This is a genomic window from Enterobacter sp. SES19 (genome assembly GCF_011765665.1).
Lineage (GTDB): Bacteria > Pseudomonadota > Gammaproteobacteria > Enterobacterales > Enterobacteriaceae > Enterobacter > Enterobacter pseudoroggenkampii.
This window is the reverse complement of sequence record NZ_CP050320.1, coordinates 3,199,506-3,215,757: the sequence shown is the minus strand read 5'-3', so window position 1 is coordinate 3,215,757 and position 16,252 is coordinate 3,199,506. Positions and strand designations below refer to the sequence as shown.

The window sequence follows — 16,252 nt, the reverse complement described above, 5'->3', positions numbered from 1 at the left end:
CCAGTTAGCCATAAGTCATAGGGTGAGTTTGTAGTGATATCGTTGGTTAACTGGCTTGTTATTTAAAACTCTTAATAAAAGCCTCTAACGAAGAGGCGTGGGTTAAAAACTTTATTTAGAAACCGAAAGCTACACCAGCCCCGTAAGTAGCGCCGCCGAAGGAACCCGCACCAACAGAAGCTTTAGTTACGATGTGATCGGTAACACGAGCAGAGATTCCTATAGCAACAGCACCTTGAGAGTCATAACCGCCAGCACCAGCACCGATAGCGAAAGTCTGAGAGTCTGTTACCTGCGGGATGTTGCTCATAGCGGCCACAGAAGCAACACCAACAGCAGCACGTTTACGGTTGTTATCTACATCATCCTTAAGGTTCTGGAAGTTGTTATTACTTTCATTTTCTAACGCTGTAATACGTTCTTCATGGTTCTTCAGTTGTGCGCTGTGATTCTGAATAGTGGTTTCTTGTGCTTGTTGACGCGACTGAACGTTAGCGACAGCAGCTTTATTAGCAGCGGCTACTGTTTGTGCATCAACAGCTAAAGATTGCGCATAAGCGCCCGTATTTATTGCCTGAGTCGCTTTGTCAGAAGCATCTTGCAGGGCTTGATCTTGTCTATCCTGATCTGCTTTGAATGTATTTGAATCTACTTTAGTAGTAAGTGCGTTTGTGTTTGCATCAGCTTTAGCGTTTGCATTAATCGCAGAGGTTAAAGATGTGTTAGCCGTATTTGGAGCAGGAATTGTTGTAGCTACCGGAGTTTGGCTATCTACTACAGTGATTGTTAATTTCTGAACCCCGCCCTGAACCCCGATAGGATCATTACGGCTAATTATCTGTTGTACAGGAGCCTGAATAATAGCTTTTGGCGGTATAGTTGGAGTGTACATTAAGTTAGTTTGTACTGTTGGGATTTTGCTCGGAACATTGTAAGGCTGTGCAACTGGTATAGGTTGTTTGTTAGGAATCTGCTGAATAGGGAGACTTATTTTAGGTGGCACATTATAAGGTTGAATTGTTGGTTGTTTAACCGGAACGTTGTAAGCCTGTGGCTGTGGTGGAACAACCGGAGTTTTCTGTACTGGTAAAATAGCTTGAGGGGCTACCAAAGGAGTAGGAGTGTTATTTACCAACATTTTGGGTGGTACGTTATATGGTAATGGCGTAGGCTCTTTAACGGGGATGTTATTAGCTAACGGTACAGGGGCTTTCGTCGGAACGTTGTAAGCCATAGGGACAGGAATTTTATTAGGGGTGCTATTGGTCAACAAAGGAGGTACTTTGTTAGGTATGCTATGTGGTAATGGAGAAGGTACACCCTGATTAATAGGTGTAGGAATTTGTTGTTTAACTATAGGAATAGCAACAGGCGTAGCTACAGGAACCTTCTGAACCAAAGGAGGAGTTTTAATTATTGGCTTTGGTGGTTCAACAATCAAAGACTGCTTAGTTGGAGTAGTTATAATACTGTTAGCATTTGTAGTGTTAGCTGGTGCTGCAATCAAACCAGGCTCATTTAAAGTTGTTTTAGTATTAGTTACAGCAGTGTTACCAGAAACTACTACGGGTATATTAGCAGCTAAATTTACTTGTGCAGGTTTAGAAGGGGTTAACGTGCTCATAGATACAGGTGGAGTGATCCCTCCAATCTGTGTTACATAGATTAATTTACCTTGCGCCTGATCATAATAGCTATTGCTTACGAGTGTGTTATTAGCATCATTCAATGTGTTGCTTGCTATTACATTGTCACGAATCCACGGGGCATATTTTACAATGTCTGGATGTGAATTAAAGTAAGAGTTGGCAGCAGCAAGATCAGCACCAGTTAAAGAAGCTTCAGCTACACCAGTAGACACAACACTAAACATAAAAACAGCGATAGCTGATTTATTTAAAGACTTCATTTGAAAGCTCTCATCAATGCAAGAAAAAATTAAAGTAAGGGTGCTATCCGGGCAGGAAGATATAACCTCCTGTTATATCTGGATTAAACCTTGGTGAGTCTCAAAATTTAAGTTTGATAACTTATTTCGCAACGTGCAGTAACTATCTATGAATGTGTAATTTTGATTATTGATCTAGATCATGGATAGCATTTATCGCTAAACAGGTCTGCTGTAATATGAAAGGTATTATCTTAATAAATACAATTAGATAAGATTTATGACGTTCTGGATCTCAGAACATGAGAAAATTTCAATGCATAAGGTATGCTTAAGCATTTAACTATAAAATCATGCTAAATGTGTAAAACAGTTAATTCAAATTTATAGATTTTCCTACATTCTTTGCTTTTGAATCCTTTTTGTGTTTTGAATGAAAGTGGGTATTCAACTAAAGATTTTCTCTGTAGTTACTCACTAAAAATAAATGTGTTGAAAACTTATACGAAGTTGTATCTTGCTTGAATTGCTATATCTAAGTAAGAAGGTTGTTATACGAAATGGAGAGTTTAGAAGAGGGGGCATGATAGCCCCATATTTAGAGTGGGTTATGCTAAGCTTGTCTCTTTTCATTCCAGGCATCGGAATGCAAGATATTGCCATCTTTATAAAGGTGAGTGATCTTTTCATAAGCTAAAGACACATCTTCCATATGGCCTGTACCCGTAGCCGTTCGGGTATCATGCATCACAGGGCTAAAGCTAACTACTTTCACATTTTCTAGTGTAATGGTGTAGTAAATTTCCTCTTGCCCGCTGTAGTTGATACGATAGAAATTAAACTCAGCGCTTTTAAGAGTTTGCCCCGTTGCAACTGCTTTAAACAGATAGGGTGATGAACTATCAATCTCTTTAGTGAAATTGAATGAGCAATGTTGTCGGCTTCCTGTCACTTTACCTGTTAAATTGTCTGTAGGAATGATCACGCTATGCTGTAAGCTACGTAGTTCTATGCTTCCATCACGTCCATGAACGTCACAAGACCCCATGATCTGAGATCCACCATCATCTTTTAAAATCAAATGTACTGGTACAGCCATTTTTAACGCTCCTTGCTGTTAGTCGTATAACCATCTTCCTGCTTTAGCCGATTCTGCAAACATCCTTACAGTAAGAGGTTTTGAGATTTGCTTTACTGGTTTATCAGTAAACCATCTTCTAAAGAACCACGTTCTAAACCACGGATAATATTTCTGATAATTCATTGCTGACATGTCAACATTAAAAAATCTGTCGTATTTATTAATGCAATAAATTAAATCATCATCGTCTGCATAATCTTGAAGAATATCATCAAGCTCTAACGGTATCAGCTTTCCTGTGAATGTACCTGACACAGGTAACTCTTTACGGAATAGCTCTAAAACTTCCTGATCTGTTACCATATGCGATCTTTCTCGTGTGCGATTGTGTTGTAGTCACGAACGGTTTTATAAACGATTTGACTAATATCGCTCGCTACTATAGCCCAACCAACAACAGGTAATCCACGCCCCACAAAAGCGCCCAGGTTAGTAACATATTTAGGCTTAAGTGTTGTTATGCTCGCTTCTGTAAGAGTTGGAAGTCTTACAGGTAATTCAGTGTTAAGAAGGTGGCGAAGGTATTTTGATGCTATTGACGTACCCGCTGTGGTTCCGTAAGGTTTACCTCTTGTTTTTAATAATGGCAGACCCAGAATAATACAGCTCATTGAAATAACATCTTTAATTCCGCCAAATTGATCATTAACTCTATCCAGTAAAATCCAAAAAAATAACTCTCCTGCAGTGATATTGCATACGCCACGATAGAAATATGTTCCATTTAATTCTTCAACTGTATCCATCAGTAACCCTTTAGTTTCAGGTAACATGTTGATTAATCGTACTGCGTGCAAGTACAAAGGGGAAGCTGTTTTTATGAAAAAGCACTTAAAATCAAAGTGCTGTTGGCTAAATGATAAAGGTTATGTGTGCAGGCTATACATTGAGACAGTCGGATACCAGTGAATTATATAAGGGAAAGAGAAGGGAATTCATTAGCTACTGCTCAATACCATCTATTAAAATGTTAATTATTTTCTTTTCTGTGAAGGATCTTTTAGTCGTTTAATTAAAAAGACAGAGAGTAATTGGGTGTCGTTGTTCTTTCTGAGTATTCGAAGTCTTTCGCTCCTGCCTTGCGTGAAGAATCATTATCCGAAAGAGTGTGCTTGCTTGAGCAAGCAACTTCCCCTAATCTGGCAAAAAGTAAGCTAATGCTTACCAAATGACTCGGGGTGCCCTTCTTCGTTGAAGGCTGAGAAATACCCGTATTACCTGATCTGGATAATGCCAGCGTAGGGAAGTCAGATGCCTTCCCGGTATCGCTTCTTCACGCAAGGCAGGAGCGAACCCATGCAGCCTGACCTGCTCGATTTACACGTTTTACACCACTTCCGAACCCGTTCTCCACTGACCCATTGTATGACCAACGATGTTGTACAGACCTTTACGGCCAACGTTTTGCTGGCGCTTGGCGCATCACCGGCGATGGTGATCGAGGCCGAAGAGGCCGAGCAGTTTGCCGCGATAGCCGATGCGCTGCTGGTTAACGTTGGCACGCTGACCGCGCCGCGCGCCCAGTCGATGCGTCGGGCAATAGAAAGCGCGGTGGCGGCAGGCAAACCCTGGACGCTGGACCCGGTTGCCGTTGGCGCGATCGCGTTCCGCACCCGTTTTTGCCATCAAATTCTTGCCCTGAAACCGGCGGCCATTCGCGGCAATGCCTCTGAAATCCTTGCTCTTGCCGGGATTAGCGCCGGCGGGCGCGGCGTCGATACGACCGATACCGCCGCCAGCGCGGTGCCTGCTGCCCAGGCGCTGGCCCGGCAGATCAATACGATTGTGGTGGTCACCGGCGAGGTGGACTACATCACGGACGGGCAACGTACCCGAACGGTTACGGGCGGTGACCCGCTGATGACGCGCGTGGTGGGCACCGGGTGCGCGCTTTCTGCCGTTGTGGCGGCGAGCTGCTCGCTGCCGGGTGACCGGCTGGATAACATCGCTGCCGCCTGCGGATGGATGAAACGAGCCGGAACGGTCGCGGTTGTGCAGTCGCGTGGCCCGGGCAGTTTTGCCAGCGCGTTCCTGGATGCGCTCTACACGCTGGAGGAACAGGCATGAAGCGAATTAACGCCCTGACCATTGCCGGCACCGATCCCAGCGGCGGCGCGGGTATCCAGGCTGACCTGAAAACTTTCTCAGCCCTTGGCGCGTACGGCTGCTCGGTCATCACCGCGCTGGTGGCGCAAAACACGCGCGGCGTGCAGTCGGTCTACCGTATCGAGCCGGATTTTGTTGCCGCGCAGCTGGATTCAGTGTTCAGCGACGTGCGCATCGATACCACCAAAATCGGCATGCTGGCCGAAACGGATATCGTTGAAGCGGTGGCCGAGCGGCTTAAACGCTATCAGGTACAAAACGTGGTGCTGGATACGGTGATGCTGGCGAAAAGCGGCGATCCGCTGCTCTCCGCCTCTGCCGTGGAAACGCTGCGCAAAAAGCTGCTGCCACAGGTGGCGCTCATCACGCCCAATCTGCCGGAAGCCGCCGCGCTGTTGGGCACATCGCACGCGCAAACGGAACGCGAGATGAAAGCGCAGGGGAACGCGCTGCTGGCGATGGGCTGCGGGGCGGTGCTGATGAAGGGTGGGCATCTGGATGACGCGGAAAGCCCGGACTGGCTCTTCACCCGCGACGGCGAAGTGCGCTTTACCGCGCCGCGCGTGCACACCAAAAATACCCACGGCACAGGCTGTACGCTCTCGGCCGCGCTGGCGGCGCTGCGTCCCCGGCATGAAGGCTGGGCCGAAACGGTGCGCGAAGCGAAATCCTGGCTATCGGCGGCGCTGGCAAAAGCCGATACTCTGGAAGTCGGTCACGGTATTGGGCCGGTTCATCATTTTCATGCATGGTGGTAAGCCAGTATACTGGCAGAAAACACCACGCCTGAGAAAACAGAGATGGAACAAGCGCATACCCGGTTAATCGCTCAACTGAATGAACGGATCGCCGCGCCCGATAACACGCCGCTGTACCTGAAGTTTGCCGAAACGGTAAAAAACGCGGTGCGCAGCGGCATGCTGGAGCACGGGAATATTTTGCCCGGCGAGCGCGATCTGAGCCAGTTAACCGGGGTGTCGCGCATTACCGTGCGAAAAGCGATGCAGGCGCTGGAGGAAGAGGGCGTGGTGACGCGTTCCCGTGGCTATGGCACGCAAATCAACAACATCTTTGAATATTCGCTTAAAGAGGCGCGCGGCTTTTCCCAGCAGGTGGTGCTTCGCGGTCAAAAGCCCAATACGCTATGGGTCAACAAGCGGGTGGTGAAGTGCCCGGAAGAGGTGGCAAACCACCTGTCGATTCTTCCGGACAGCGAGGTCTTTTTGCTCAAGCGCATTCGCTATGTGGATGACGATGCGGTGTCGATTGAAGAGTCCTGGGTGCCGGTTGGGCTCATTCCCGATCCGGATGCGATTGGTATTTCGCTGTACGACTACTTCCGCAGTCAGAATATTTTCCCGCAGCGCACCCGTTCACGGGTCAGCGCCCGTATGCCGGACAGCGAGTTTCAGGCGCACATTAAGATGGACGAAAAAATACCGGTGCTGGTGATCAAGCAGGTCGCGCTTGACCAGCAGCACCGGCCGATTGAGTACAGCATCAGCTACTGTCGCAGCGATCTATACGTCTTTGTGTGCGAGGAGTAATTCGTCGCGAGTCGGGGCGCAGTCTCCGCCTCGGTGGCTGACTACCCAGGACGCCACGGCATTCCCCAGCAGAACGGCGTCTGCCAGCGACCATCCCGCCGCCAGCCCGGCAAGCGTGCCGCCCGCGTGGCTGTCGCCAGCGCCAATGGTGTCCACAACCGTCGCCGGGAACGCCGGAACAACGCCCGAGGTCTTACCGTCATACCACGCGGCGCCGTCTTTATCATGCCGCACAATCAGCGCGGCACCGAAACGCAGCGGCCACTCCGCACCCAGATCTTCAGCCGCGACACCCAGTCGCTCGGCTGCGATCTCCGCTTCCTGACGATTAAGCGACACAATCGGCCTGCAGGCCATAATCCGCGCCATCAGCGCGTCGGGAATATCCGCGATGCGGGGACCGAAATCGATAAAGACCGTCACGTCCGGTAACCCCTCCAGCCAGCGTGTCAGCAGCTCGCCGCTGGGCGAGGCCAGCTGATAGCCGGACAAATAGACCAGGCTGTTCGACGGGATATTAAGCACATCAAGCCAGCGCTGCTGCCACTGGTTCTCCACGCCGCTAAAGGACATAAAGGTGCGCTCGCCGTCTGGCTCCACCAGCGCGAGGCACCAGCCGTTATCGCCGGTTTCGGCCTCAATGGCGCTGTGCAGATCCTGCTTCGCCATGGCGTTGCGAATGATGTCCGCCCACACGCCGTGGCCGACGGGCAGGGCGTTTTGCGCCGTAATGCCGAGCCGTTTCAGGGCGATGGCAATGTTCAGCGCGCAGCCGCCGATATTCACCCCCTGCTGTTTGAGCTCGATATCGCACCCGCGCCAGGGCAGGGCGTAGGCGTCGGCGATGACGTCAATCACCGCTGCGCCCAGCACCGTCACCGGGCGCGTGGCGTGCAGATTGTCGAGACGTTGGGCAAATGCATTCATACGCCCTCCCTTTGCTCCCTGAAGTGCAGCAGTTTCTCGCAATAGTGGCCGAAATCGAGCCGGTTGGCGGCGTCGAGTTCGGCTTTGAGCGCCGGGTCAATCGCCTGCACGCCGTGGAGCGCACCGCAGATGGCCGTCGCCATCGCGCCAATGGTGTCGGTATCGCCGCCCAGATTGGCGCATAAAATGGCGCAGCGGTTTGGGTCGGTTCCCGCCAGTTCGACCATCGCAATAGCTGCCGGAACGGACTCAATGGTGCTGGTTCCGGCCCCCACGAGCTGGTACACCTGCTCGCTGGCGGACTCAATACCGTTGGCTTCCCGCACGGTCTTAAGGGCCAGCTCAATACGCGCCGCCAGCGACGCGCTGAAGGTGGTGGTTTTCGCCTCCTGCGCATAGCGGGCAATACCCGGCAGGGCATCGACGATGTTCTGCCAGCTTTCGCCGTCGATGGCACGGGAAACCGCCCAGGCAATCACCACCGCGCCGGCAATGGCGAGATCGGATTTATGGGTCGGGCTGGAGGCCTGCGCCACCTGCTCAACAAAGTGTTCCAGACGCGTGGCCGGAAGCAGGCAGCCCAGCGGGGAGGCGCGCATCGCCGCCCCGTTGGTCACGCCGTTGTTTTCCAGTTCGCTAACCGGTTTCCCGTCGCGAATCGCGTTAAGCGCGATTTTGGAGGTCGGGCCGAGCACGTTCTTATTGAACGCGTCGAAGTCGAGCGCCCAGCGCAGAATATGCTTGCCGATAACGTCCGGGTTAATCTCCCCGTCGCACTCGACGATCGCGTCCGCCAGGCACAGCGCCATTGAGGTATCGTCGGTGAACTCTGCCTGTTTGAAATAGCAGGCCGCATTATTCTCTGCCGGGCCGGGTAAAAAGCGGTCGATCCAGCCAAAGTGGGCCTTGACGCGCTTTCTCGGCCACAGCTCCGACGGCATGCCCATCGCATCCCCTAACGCCTGCCCGTAAAGGGCCCCGAGAACACGTTCTTGTTTCATTTAACTTCCCCTTGTGTCAGCGCGGCATCGCCATCAACCACCTCAATTGCGGTGATCTCTTTATCCGATTCGCGGAAAAACAGCATAAACAGCACGGCAATCACGGCAATCATGATTGCACCAAACGCCCACATTCCGGCCTAGTTGAAGGTCAGCCCATTCACCGGCTCTTTGTATGCGAACATTTTTTCCATCATCACGCCTCCCAGGCGGTAACCCAGCAGGCTACCAAAGCCCTGGCAGCACAGCGTAATCAGGCCCTGTGCGGCGGTTCGCATGTGCACCGGCGCTTTTTTATCCACGTAGATATACGCGGTAACGTAGTAGAAGTCGTAGCTCACGCCGTGCAGCAGAATGCCGAGGAACAGCAGGGCGTAGGTAAAGTACTGTTCCGCACCGCCGTAAACGAAGAATCCGTAGCGGATAGCGGCCGTGATCAGACCCAGTAGTAAGACCTTCTTAATACCAAAGCGTTTGGTAAAGAACGGCAGCGCCAGCATAAAGAAGATTTCGGAGAACTGGCCGAGCGTCATCCAGCCGGTGGCGTTTTTCATCCCCACTTCGGTGAGATAGCCGTTAGCGAAGATGTAGTAGAAGGCCAGCGGCATGGCGAACAGGAACGAGCAGAAGAAGAACACCAGGAAGTTTTTGTCGCGCAGCAGGATCAGCGCGTCCAGCCCCAGCATCACCTTGAAGTCCAGCTTGCCGGTGCTCTTCGGCGGGGTGTTCGGCAGGAACAGGGCAAACACGCCGAGCAGGGCTGAGCTGGCTGCGGTCATCAGCAGCGGAATATTGGTATCGGAAATATCGCTGTAGCCCAGCATCTGCGGCAGGAATCCGCACGCCAGCCCGGAGGCGATCCAGCCGATGGTGCCCATCACGCGGATGCGCGGGAAATCGGCCTCGACGTCATCCACGTTGGCGAAGGCAATGCTGTTGGTCAGCGCGATGGTCGGCATATAGGTCAGGGAGTAAACCAGCAGCAGCGGGAAGAAGGTGCTGAACTGGGTTTGCTGTGCGGCGAAGTACATCAGAATGGCGCCGGCGAACATCAGCACCGCCAGCACTTTCTGTGCGGCGAAGAAGCGGTCCGTCAGCGAGCCGACCAGAATCGGTGAGAGGATAGCGGCAATGGCGGTACAGGCGTAAGACCAGCCAATTTCCCCGGCGGTAAAACCGCTTTTGCTCAGCCACAGCCACAGCGGCACAAACCACGCGCCCCAGATAAACCATTCAACAAACATCATGAATGACAGTTGGACTTTCGTTTTCATTTTTTAATCCTGCATGTCAGAGAGGGTACGCCTTTAACATACCACTTAATAATACCTTTTAAATACCTTTGCGGCGATTGTTTGATCAATGTAACAGTTTTGTTGTACACGAATCGAGCCAGCAGATTGTGCTGAAAAAAAATGCAAAGGGTGGAAAATCTGTTAAGTCGGTACCAGGCTTAGTCTGCCCATAAAAGATGGGACTGGATAAACACACACCGACACGACGTCGGACTTACGGGAGTATCACATGACTGATATTGCGCAGTTGCTTGGCAAAGACGCCGACAGCCTTTTACAGCATCGTTGTATGACCATTCCAGCCGACCAGCTGTATCTGCCTGGTCATGACTACGTTGATCGCGTGATGATCGATAACAACCGTCCGCCTTCGGTCCTGCGAAATATGCAGACGCTCTACAACACCGGACGGCTCGGCGGCACCGGCTATCTCTCTATTCTGCCGGTAGACCAGGGCGTTGAGCACTCGGCGGGTGCCTCTTTCGCGGCGAATCCGCTCTACTTCGATCCGAAGAACATTGTTGAGCTGGCGATTGAAGCGGGCTGTAACTGTGTAGCCTCCACCTACGGCGTGCTGGCTTCGGTTTCGCGTCGCTATGCCCACCGCATTCCGTTCCTTGTGAAGCTCAACCACAACGAAACTCTGAGCTACCCTACCGAATATGACCAGACCCTCTACGCCAGCGTCGAGCAGGCGTTCAATATGGGGGCGGTGGCGGTAGGGGCGACCATCTATTTCGGTTCTGAGCAGTCTCGTCGTCAGATTGAAGAGATCTCCGCGGCGTTTGAACGCGCGCACGAGTTGGGCATGGTCACCGTACTGTGGGCGTATCTGCGCAACAATGCGTTCAAGAAAGACGGCGTGGATTACCACGTGTCGGCCGACCTGACCGGGCAGGCGAACCACCTGGCGGCGACCATCGGCGCAGATATTGTGAAGCAGAAAATGGCCGAGAATAACGGCGGCTATAAAGCGGTGAACTTTGGCTATACCGATGACCGCGTATACAGCAAGCTGACCAGCGATAACCCGATCGATCTGGTGCGCTACCAGCTGGCGAACTGCTACATGGGCCGTGCGGGGCTGATTAACTCCGGCGGCGCGGCGGGCGGTGATACCGACCTGTCAGACGCGGTGCGTACGGCGGTTATCAACAAACGCGCGGGCGGCATGGGGCTGATCCTTGGCCGTAAGGCGTTTAAGAAATCGATGGCCGACGGCGTGAAGCTGATCAATGCGGTGCAGGACGTCTATCTGGATAGCAAAGTCACGATTGCCTGACGCCTCCATCTCCCTCTCCCTGTGGGAGAGGGTTGGGGTGAGGGCATCACCGCGCATCGTGTGAAACATCAGCGCAAAAGCACACAGTCCGGCGGCAGCCGACACTGCAGCGCGCCGGGCAACACCTCAATGCGGAACTGTTTTCCGCTCAGCGGCTCTCCATCGAGGTTAAACGTCATCCCGTGCGGCGCATTCACCTCAAACCATGCGGATTTACCGTCAATGATATTCGGACTCTCTTCCGGCTGCGTCAGCGTGGTAAACAGCGCGGGCAGCAGACCGTCGCCCGTAAAAATACGCAGCTGTAGCTGGCCGTCATTGATCAGCGCCTCCGGGCAGAGCTGCTGCCCGCCGCCTGCCTGGCGACCATTGCCAATGCCAATCACCAGCGCGTCACCCTGCCACTGAAAATCCTCGCCGCGAATTTCGCAGCGGTCAGGCTTGAGGGTGTCCATGCGCATCAGGCCGTGGATGAGATACGACACGCCGCCCAGCGCCGCCTTCAGCTTTTCCGGCGTTTCGCTGGTGATGCGCGTGCCAAACCCGCCGGTCGCCATATTGATAAAGCAGGTTTTATCATTCACCTGCGCAATATCCACAGCGGTGGCCTTGCCGAGGATCGCCAGCTGGAGCGCCTTCTCTAACTCCTCGGGGATCCCTGCGCTGGTGGCAAAATCATTGGCGGTGCCGAGCGGTAAAATGCCCATCACTGGGCGGTTTGCCGGGGGCAGGTCGATCAGCGCTGACGCGATCTCATTGATGGTGCCATCGCCGCCGCCGGAAATGATGGTGTTGACGCCAAGCCCGAGGGCTTCATTGATATAGCGTGCCGCGTCGCCTTTTTCCCAGGTTACCCTTACGTGGATGCGCGCGCCGTCGTCACGCAAACCCTGAATTGCCTGACGCAGCAGATCGTTGCCCGCACTTTTGCCATTGAGAATCAATAAACTGTCTTGATAGGTTGCCATCCGCGCTGCTCCCTTTTTTAGCGTTAGTAAGAGTGTATAGCAGAGAGGAAAAAAGCGGGTAAGAACAGGATGAAAGGAAAAAAATAAGGCTGCGGAAAGGGGATTTATCCCCCTTCGTGGCGTTTACCTTTTATACGCTGGTCCCTCAATTGACGCTTGCTGTCAACGTTTGAGCCCTGCCATTTGCCTGTTCTCAATTTTCAACTGTTTACGCCACACCCGATTATGTAGCGTTAGCGCAATTGAACGGTAAAAGACTGACGTATTCATCCACACGATATTCAGGCCGAAAAATCCCAGTCCTAATAGTGAGGTTATTTGCGGTGTGTAATTCTCTACAGAGCCAAATAAAAGCGAAATCCACGTCCAGATAAAATAAACGATGCTCATCAAGCCAGTCAGTGTAATGATAGAAATATGCAGTTTATATCCCGTTAAGGAACCTCTGGCCGTTAAAAACATCGTGCTCATTACAATCATGCAATACACCACTGCTGCAAGGAATACTCCCATCATTACCTTAAATTCAGGTAAGTCGAGCAGGCGAAATAGCAACATCCAGACAGAAACTTGTAGCATAGCGTAGCAAAAAATAGTGAGTAAGGTACTTATTGCTAAGGGAATACCTGTCATATGTACACCCACAGGAACACCGAACTGACCTTTTAAGCGATCTTTCAATGATTCAAGCCGTTGGCAATCGTTAGTCGCCATTTCACCTGTTATCACAGTACTTAATGCAAGGCTCTTTTTGATGTAATTTATCATGTCCGGGTCAATAACTTCCTGTAAACGAAAAAGACTGAATCAAACCAAAAACGTATTTACCAGATTGTGTAATATTCTGAGGATTCCGGATTGTACCCGAGACAGCACTGCCAACAAATGCTGAGGAGTTTGAAATAGCATTCAACAGCTCTCGCTGTAAGAGCAGCTGCAGCGCTTCCGAGGGGTAACGTTTAGGGTAAATGCCAGCTTTCATCGCTGCTTTAACCCCTGAATTAGAGATCCCGGGATTTCGGATACGAATGATTTCCTCAGTTAACCGCGTGCGGTCTGCCCGGCTCATTTTTTGTAATAACGAGAGTAAACTTTCAGACGTTGAGCGATTAAGTAGGCGGTAGGTTAATACAGCGCTTTTTAGACCCGCAGCAGCCCCGGCAAGTGAAATCGCATCAAGAGCAGTATTGGTTGCGGTATACCACTCCTGGGAATCCATCCACGCAACATAGTCATTATGATTCATGGCAATAAGTGACAAGCGGCCAAGCCCGTTTGCACACTGAATTCCTGTTGCTACACCACCAGCGACAATCACAGCGGCAACAGCGCCGGAAGAACCTGCGGTGAGAGGAATGGCCATACCTGCGCCTGCAGCAAGTACGACAGTGAGAATGGCAGCTCCGCAAGAAATCGCCGTAGAACCTATTTCAGTCGCTAATGAAGGTGACTGAATCGTCGTCGTCGTTGCCTGGAGAGGATTACTTGATGAGGCGTTTACTTTAGTGATGACGACATGACTCACCGAGCTTTCGTTTGGCGTCGCAATCCGTCTTGAGGGTCTCACTAACCACTGACGCGCACCGTCTGAGTAGATGATCCCAACCTGGCTAAAGTTACGGCTACAGTCCAGCTGATTGGCAAGGGCGGTGAAATTAATATCGCCCCCGGAGGCTAGACCCAGACTGCGGGCGAGTTCGTAATCCGGAATATCCTTTGAAATCTGACCAGGAAACGTCATGTTGTCTCTCCGTCCATGTGAAATCGTATAACGCTGAGAAATAAAGAGTAAAGGGCATGTAATGGAGGGGAGTTAGGAATGATCCGAATAACACGCCATCCTGCCAGAACCAATGAAAATTGTGATGGATATCTTATACCCGCCCGATTTTCGTAAAAGATATTCCAGCAGACGCTGCTGCGAATCAACACCCTTCATTTGGTGGGGCGGGGCAATTTCATTCTGACTAAGTGGACTGAATTGTACAAAAAATAAGCCCGCGTAAGGGAGATTACGCAGGCTAAGGAGGTGGTTCCTGGTACAGCTAGCATTTATGGGTTATGTTTTTCAGCGGAGGGATAATACCCGTATTGAACGAAGCGGTATGTGATCCGATTCTAAGAATTATCCCAGCGCGAAAAAATTTCCCTGATTGACTATTTGCCGTGTGGGTTTCGGGTGCTTTCACCGTTGAAGTTACGCATCAGCAGGGCGAACTTCAGCTCCACCTCTTCCGGAACCGGAAGCCAGACGGTATGACCGTCGCCCGGTGCCACCTCAATCATTTCACCTTTACCGTTTTCCAGATGCTCCAGCGTGAAGTTCATGTTGCCCTGCGGGGTCATCAGCTCCAGGCTGTCGCCTTTGGTAAACTTGTTTTTTACCGCGACGGCCGCCAGCGCGCCTTTGCGCTCGCCGGTGAAGTCACCGACAAACTGCTGGCGCTCGGATACGGAGTAGCCATGCTCGTAGTTCTGGTAGTCGTCGTGAGTATGACGGCGCAGGAAGCCTTCGGTATAGCCGCGATGCGCCAGGCCTTCCAGGGTTTCCAGCAGGCTGGAATCGAACGGTTTACCGGCCGCCGCATCGTCGATGGCTTTGCGGTATACCTGCGCGGTACGCGCGCAGTAGTAATAGGATTTGGTGCGGCCTTCAATCTTCAGGGAGTGCACGCCCATCTGGGTCAGACGCTCGACGTGGGCGATGGCGCGCAGATCTTTCGAGTTCATGATGTAGGTGCCGTGCTCGTCTTCAAAGGCGGTCATGTACTCGCCCGGACGTTTGGCTTCTTCAATCATAAACACGCTGTCGGTTGGCGCGCCGATGCCCAGCGTTGGCTCGACGTTAGTCACCGGGATCGGCTCGTGCTTGTGAACGATGTTGCCGATGTCATCTTCTTTGCCTTCCTGGACGTTGTATTCCCAGCGGCAGGCGTTGGTGCAGGTGCCCTGGTTCGGGTCGCGCTTGTTGATATACCCGGAGAGCAGGCAGCGGCCAGAGTAGGCCATGCACAGCGCACCGTGGACGAAGATTTCGATTTCCATATCCGGCACCTGGGTGCGGATCTCTTCGATCTCTTCAAGGGACAATTCGCGAGACAGAATGACGCGGGTCAGCCCCATCTGCTTCCAGAACTTGACCGTCGCCCAGTTGACGGCATTAGCCTGTACGGAGAGGTGAATATCCATCTCCGGGAAATTCTCCCGAACCAGCATGATTAAACCCGGGTCCGACATGATCAGCGCGTCCGGCCCCATATCCACAACGGGCTTCAGGTCGCGAATGAACGTTTTCAGCTTGGCGTTGTGCGGCGCGATGTTGACCACCACGTAGAATTTCTTGCCCAGGGCATGCGCTTCGTTGATGCCGAGCTGCAGGTTCTCGTGGTTGAATTCGTTGTTACGTACGCGCAGCGAATAGCGAGGCTGGCCCGCGTAGACAGCATCGGCCCCATAGGCGAAAGCGTAACGCATATTTTGCAGCGTTCCCGCCGGGGAAAGGAGTTCCGGTTTAAACATGTTTGTTCTCGTTCTGATGACAGGTCAGATCCGCGGCACCTGGTGCAGCGGTAAGGGGAGATCCCCCACTTTAAGGGCGGGCATTGTAGCGCTGCGGGGCGGGGAGGTAAAGCGCCGGGTCGCGTCACCGCTCTCCCGGCGCGCGTCGTGCTGTCAGGTGTTGTCTTTTACCGTCTGAGTAGACCCGTTAGTTTTGACCGAGGCGATACCCTTATCACGCGACTGTTCCGTTGCATAAAGCTGGCTGCTGCCAATCACCTGATGATTGCCTGCCTTGAGATTGAAATGGAACTTACCGTTAGAGGCCGTTTTCTTCTCATAGCGCTCGTCCAGGGGGCTGTTCGTGCGTACGGAGGCAATGCCGTTTTCGGCGGCACTTTTACTGGTGTAAAGCTCGCTGGTAAGAACGATCTCTCCGTTTCCAGCCTTCAACACAAACCTGAACTGACCATCACTGCTTTTACTTAATTCGAACCAACCAGACATAGGAACTCCTTGATCGAAAGTAAAATGAGAGGCACCAGTTATCAGTAAGCGAACCGGTAAAAAGAGTATGGTTGATTCCTGAATTGATTCCA

Annotated in this window: 15 protein-coding genes, 1 pseudogene and 1 riboswitch; of the genes and pseudogenes, 4 read left to right on the top strand and 12 right to left on the bottom strand. The window is 52.0% G+C overall.

Annotated features, from left to right (window positions below):
* Window positions 1–115: 115 nt before the first annotated feature.
* From GXP72_RS15340 to GXP72_RS15325, 4 genes are all read right to left on the bottom strand, one after another.
* The gene (locus GXP72_RS15340) at window positions 116–1,909 is read right to left on the bottom strand and encodes a YadA C-terminal domain-containing protein (RefSeq protein WP_208763078.1); all 1,794 of its coding nucleotides are present in this window, start codon (window positions 1,907–1,909) and stop codon (window positions 116–118) included.
* Window positions 1,910–2,501: 592 nt separating this feature from the next.
* Entirely contained in the window at window positions 2,502–2,987 is a 486-nt protein-coding gene (gene tssD, locus GXP72_RS15335) for a type VI secretion system tube protein TssD (protein ID WP_032641704.1), read from the bottom strand.
* 18 nt (window positions 2,988–3,005) lie between these two features.
* Window positions 3,006–3,332 (bottom strand): DUF1493 family protein, encoded by a 327-nt coding sequence (locus GXP72_RS15330; RefSeq protein WP_032646524.1) that lies wholly within the window; start codon window positions 3,330–3,332, stop codon window positions 3,006–3,008.
* Window positions 3,326–3,775, bottom strand: coding sequence for an STM2901 family protein (locus GXP72_RS15325; protein ID WP_208763077.1), 450 nt, complete (start codon window positions 3,773–3,775; stop codon window positions 3,326–3,328). Before GXP72_RS15325 ends, GXP72_RS15330 begins: the two co-directional genes overlap by 7 nt.
* Window positions 3,776–4,193: 418 nt before the next feature.
* Window positions 4,194–4,291, top strand: a riboswitch (TPP riboswitch).
* A 34-nt stretch (window positions 4,292–4,325) separates the two neighbouring features.
* On the opposite strand from GXP72_RS15325, the gene thiM reads away from it, so the two are divergent.
* The 3 genes from thiM to GXP72_RS15310 are packed head-to-tail and all read left to right on the top strand — an operon-like array spanning window position 4,326 to window position 6,682.
* On the top strand, window positions 4,326–5,096 hold the full coding sequence (gene thiM / locus GXP72_RS15320) for a hydroxyethylthiazole kinase (RefSeq protein WP_208763076.1): 771 nt from the start codon (window positions 4,326–4,328) through the stop codon (window positions 5,094–5,096).
* Complete coding sequence (thiD, locus tag GXP72_RS15315; RefSeq protein ID WP_208763075.1) at window positions 5,093–5,893, top strand: bifunctional hydroxymethylpyrimidine kinase/phosphomethylpyrimidine kinase; 801 nt, start codon at window positions 5,093–5,095, stop codon at window positions 5,891–5,893. The genes thiM and thiD overlap by 4 nt, the downstream gene beginning before the upstream one ends.
* 42 nt (window positions 5,894–5,935) lie before the next feature.
* The gene (locus GXP72_RS15310; RefSeq protein ID WP_208763074.1) at window positions 5,936–6,682 is read left to right on the top strand and encodes a GntR family transcriptional regulator; all 747 of its coding nucleotides are present in this window, start codon (window positions 5,936–5,938) and stop codon (window positions 6,680–6,682) included.
* Here the strand turns inward: GXP72_RS15310 and GXP72_RS15305 are convergent.
* The 3 genes and pseudogenes from GXP72_RS15305 to GXP72_RS15295 form a co-directional block, all read right to left on the bottom strand.
* A complete protein-coding gene (locus tag GXP72_RS15305; RefSeq protein WP_048992472.1) occupies window positions 6,656–7,609 on the bottom strand; it encodes a PfkB family carbohydrate kinase in 954 nt (317 codons plus the stop codon). The genes GXP72_RS15310 and GXP72_RS15305 overlap by 27 nt on opposite strands.
* Complete coding sequence (locus GXP72_RS15300) at window positions 7,606–8,610, bottom strand: ADP-ribosylglycohydrolase family protein (protein ID WP_208763073.1); 1,005 nt, start codon at window positions 8,608–8,610, stop codon at window positions 7,606–7,608. Before GXP72_RS15300 ends, GXP72_RS15305 begins: the two co-directional genes overlap by 4 nt.
* A pseudogene (locus GXP72_RS15295) lies at window positions 8,607–9,884 on the bottom strand (nucleoside permease). The gene GXP72_RS15300 and the pseudogene GXP72_RS15295 overlap by 4 nt, the downstream one beginning before the upstream one ends.
* 250 nt (window positions 9,885–10,134) lie before the next feature.
* Between GXP72_RS15295 and fbaB the strand changes: the two are divergent.
* Complete coding sequence (fbaB, locus tag GXP72_RS15290; protein WP_024908125.1) at window positions 10,135–11,187, top strand: class I fructose-bisphosphate aldolase; 1,053 nt, start codon at window positions 10,135–10,137, stop codon at window positions 11,185–11,187.
* A gap of 68 nt (window positions 11,188–11,255) precedes the next feature.
* Here the strand turns inward: fbaB and yegS are convergent, their stop codons facing one another.
* The 5 genes from yegS to GXP72_RS15265 form a co-directional block, all read right to left on the bottom strand.
* Entirely contained in the window at window positions 11,256–12,155 is a 900-nt protein-coding gene (gene yegS, locus GXP72_RS15285) for a lipid kinase YegS (protein WP_208763072.1), read from the bottom strand.
* Between the two features lie 162 nt (window positions 12,156–12,317).
* On the bottom strand, window positions 12,318–12,869 hold the full coding sequence (locus GXP72_RS15280) for a hypothetical protein (RefSeq protein ID WP_244319924.1): 552 nt from the start codon (window positions 12,867–12,869) through the stop codon (window positions 12,318–12,320).
* 61 nt (window positions 12,870–12,930) lie between these two features.
* Window positions 12,931–13,896 (bottom strand): hypothetical protein, encoded by a 966-nt coding sequence (locus tag GXP72_RS15275; protein ID WP_048991159.1) that lies wholly within the window; start codon window positions 13,894–13,896, stop codon window positions 12,931–12,933.
* Between the two features lie 416 nt (window positions 13,897–14,312).
* Window positions 14,313–15,674 carry a tRNA 5-hydroxyuridine modification protein YegQ gene (yegQ, locus tag GXP72_RS15270; RefSeq protein WP_208763070.1) on the bottom strand — a complete coding sequence of 454 codons (1,362 nt, stop codon included), beginning with the start codon at window positions 15,672–15,674 and terminating at the stop codon, window positions 14,313–14,315.
* Between the two features lie 153 nt (window positions 15,675–15,827).
* A complete protein-coding gene (locus tag GXP72_RS15265) occupies window positions 15,828–16,160 on the bottom strand; it encodes a YegP family protein (RefSeq protein WP_090419592.1) in 333 nt (110 codons plus the stop codon).
* Window positions 16,161–16,252 lie beyond the last annotated feature (92 nt).

Excerpts from the sequence above, each read along its gene's own strand:
- GXP72_RS15310 (WP_208763074.1), top strand. The coding sequence starts at position 5,936 with ATGGAACAAGCGCATACCCGGTTAATCGCTCAACTGAATGAACGGATC.
- yegQ (WP_208763070.1), bottom strand. The coding sequence starts at position 15,674 with ATGTTTAAACCGGAACTCCTTTCCCCGGCGGGAACGCTGCAAAATATG.
- GXP72_RS15300 (WP_208763073.1), bottom strand. The coding sequence starts at position 8,610 with ATGAAACAAGAACGTGTTCTCGGGGCCCTTTACGGGCAGGCGTTAGGG.
- GXP72_RS15305 (WP_048992472.1), bottom strand. The coding sequence starts at position 7,609 with ATGAATGCATTTGCCCAACGTCTCGACAATCTGCACGCCACGCGCCCG.
- GXP72_RS15325 (WP_208763077.1), bottom strand. The coding sequence starts at position 3,775 with ATGGATACAGTTGAAGAATTAAATGGAACATATTTCTATCGTGGCGTA.
- tssD (WP_032641704.1), bottom strand. The coding sequence starts at position 2,987 with ATGGCTGTACCAGTACATTTGATTTTAAAAGATGATGGTGGATCTCAG.
- fbaB (WP_024908125.1), top strand. The coding sequence starts at position 10,135 with ATGACTGATATTGCGCAGTTGCTTGGCAAAGACGCCGACAGCCTTTTA.
- GXP72_RS15340 (WP_208763078.1), bottom strand. The coding sequence starts at position 1,909 with ATGAAGTCTTTAAATAAATCAGCTATCGCTGTTTTTATGTTTAGTGTT.
- GXP72_RS15280 (WP_244319924.1), bottom strand. The coding sequence starts at position 12,869 with ATGGCGACTAACGATTGCCAACGGCTTGAATCATTGAAAGATCGCTTA.
- yegS (WP_208763072.1), bottom strand. The coding sequence starts at position 12,155 with ATGGCAACCTATCAAGACAGTTTATTGATTCTCAATGGCAAAAGTGCG.
- thiD (WP_208763075.1), top strand. The coding sequence starts at position 5,093 with ATGAAGCGAATTAACGCCCTGACCATTGCCGGCACCGATCCCAGCGGC.
- GXP72_RS15275 (WP_048991159.1), bottom strand. The coding sequence starts at position 13,896 with ATGACGTTTCCTGGTCAGATTTCAAAGGATATTCCGGATTACGAACTC.
- GXP72_RS15265 (WP_090419592.1), bottom strand. The coding sequence starts at position 16,160 with ATGTCTGGTTGGTTCGAATTAAGTAAAAGCAGTGATGGTCAGTTCAGG.
- thiM (WP_208763076.1), top strand. The coding sequence starts at position 4,326 with ATGCAGCCTGACCTGCTCGATTTACACGTTTTACACCACTTCCGAACC.
- GXP72_RS15330 (WP_032646524.1), bottom strand. The coding sequence starts at position 3,332 with ATGGTAACAGATCAGGAAGTTTTAGAGCTATTCCGTAAAGAGTTACCT.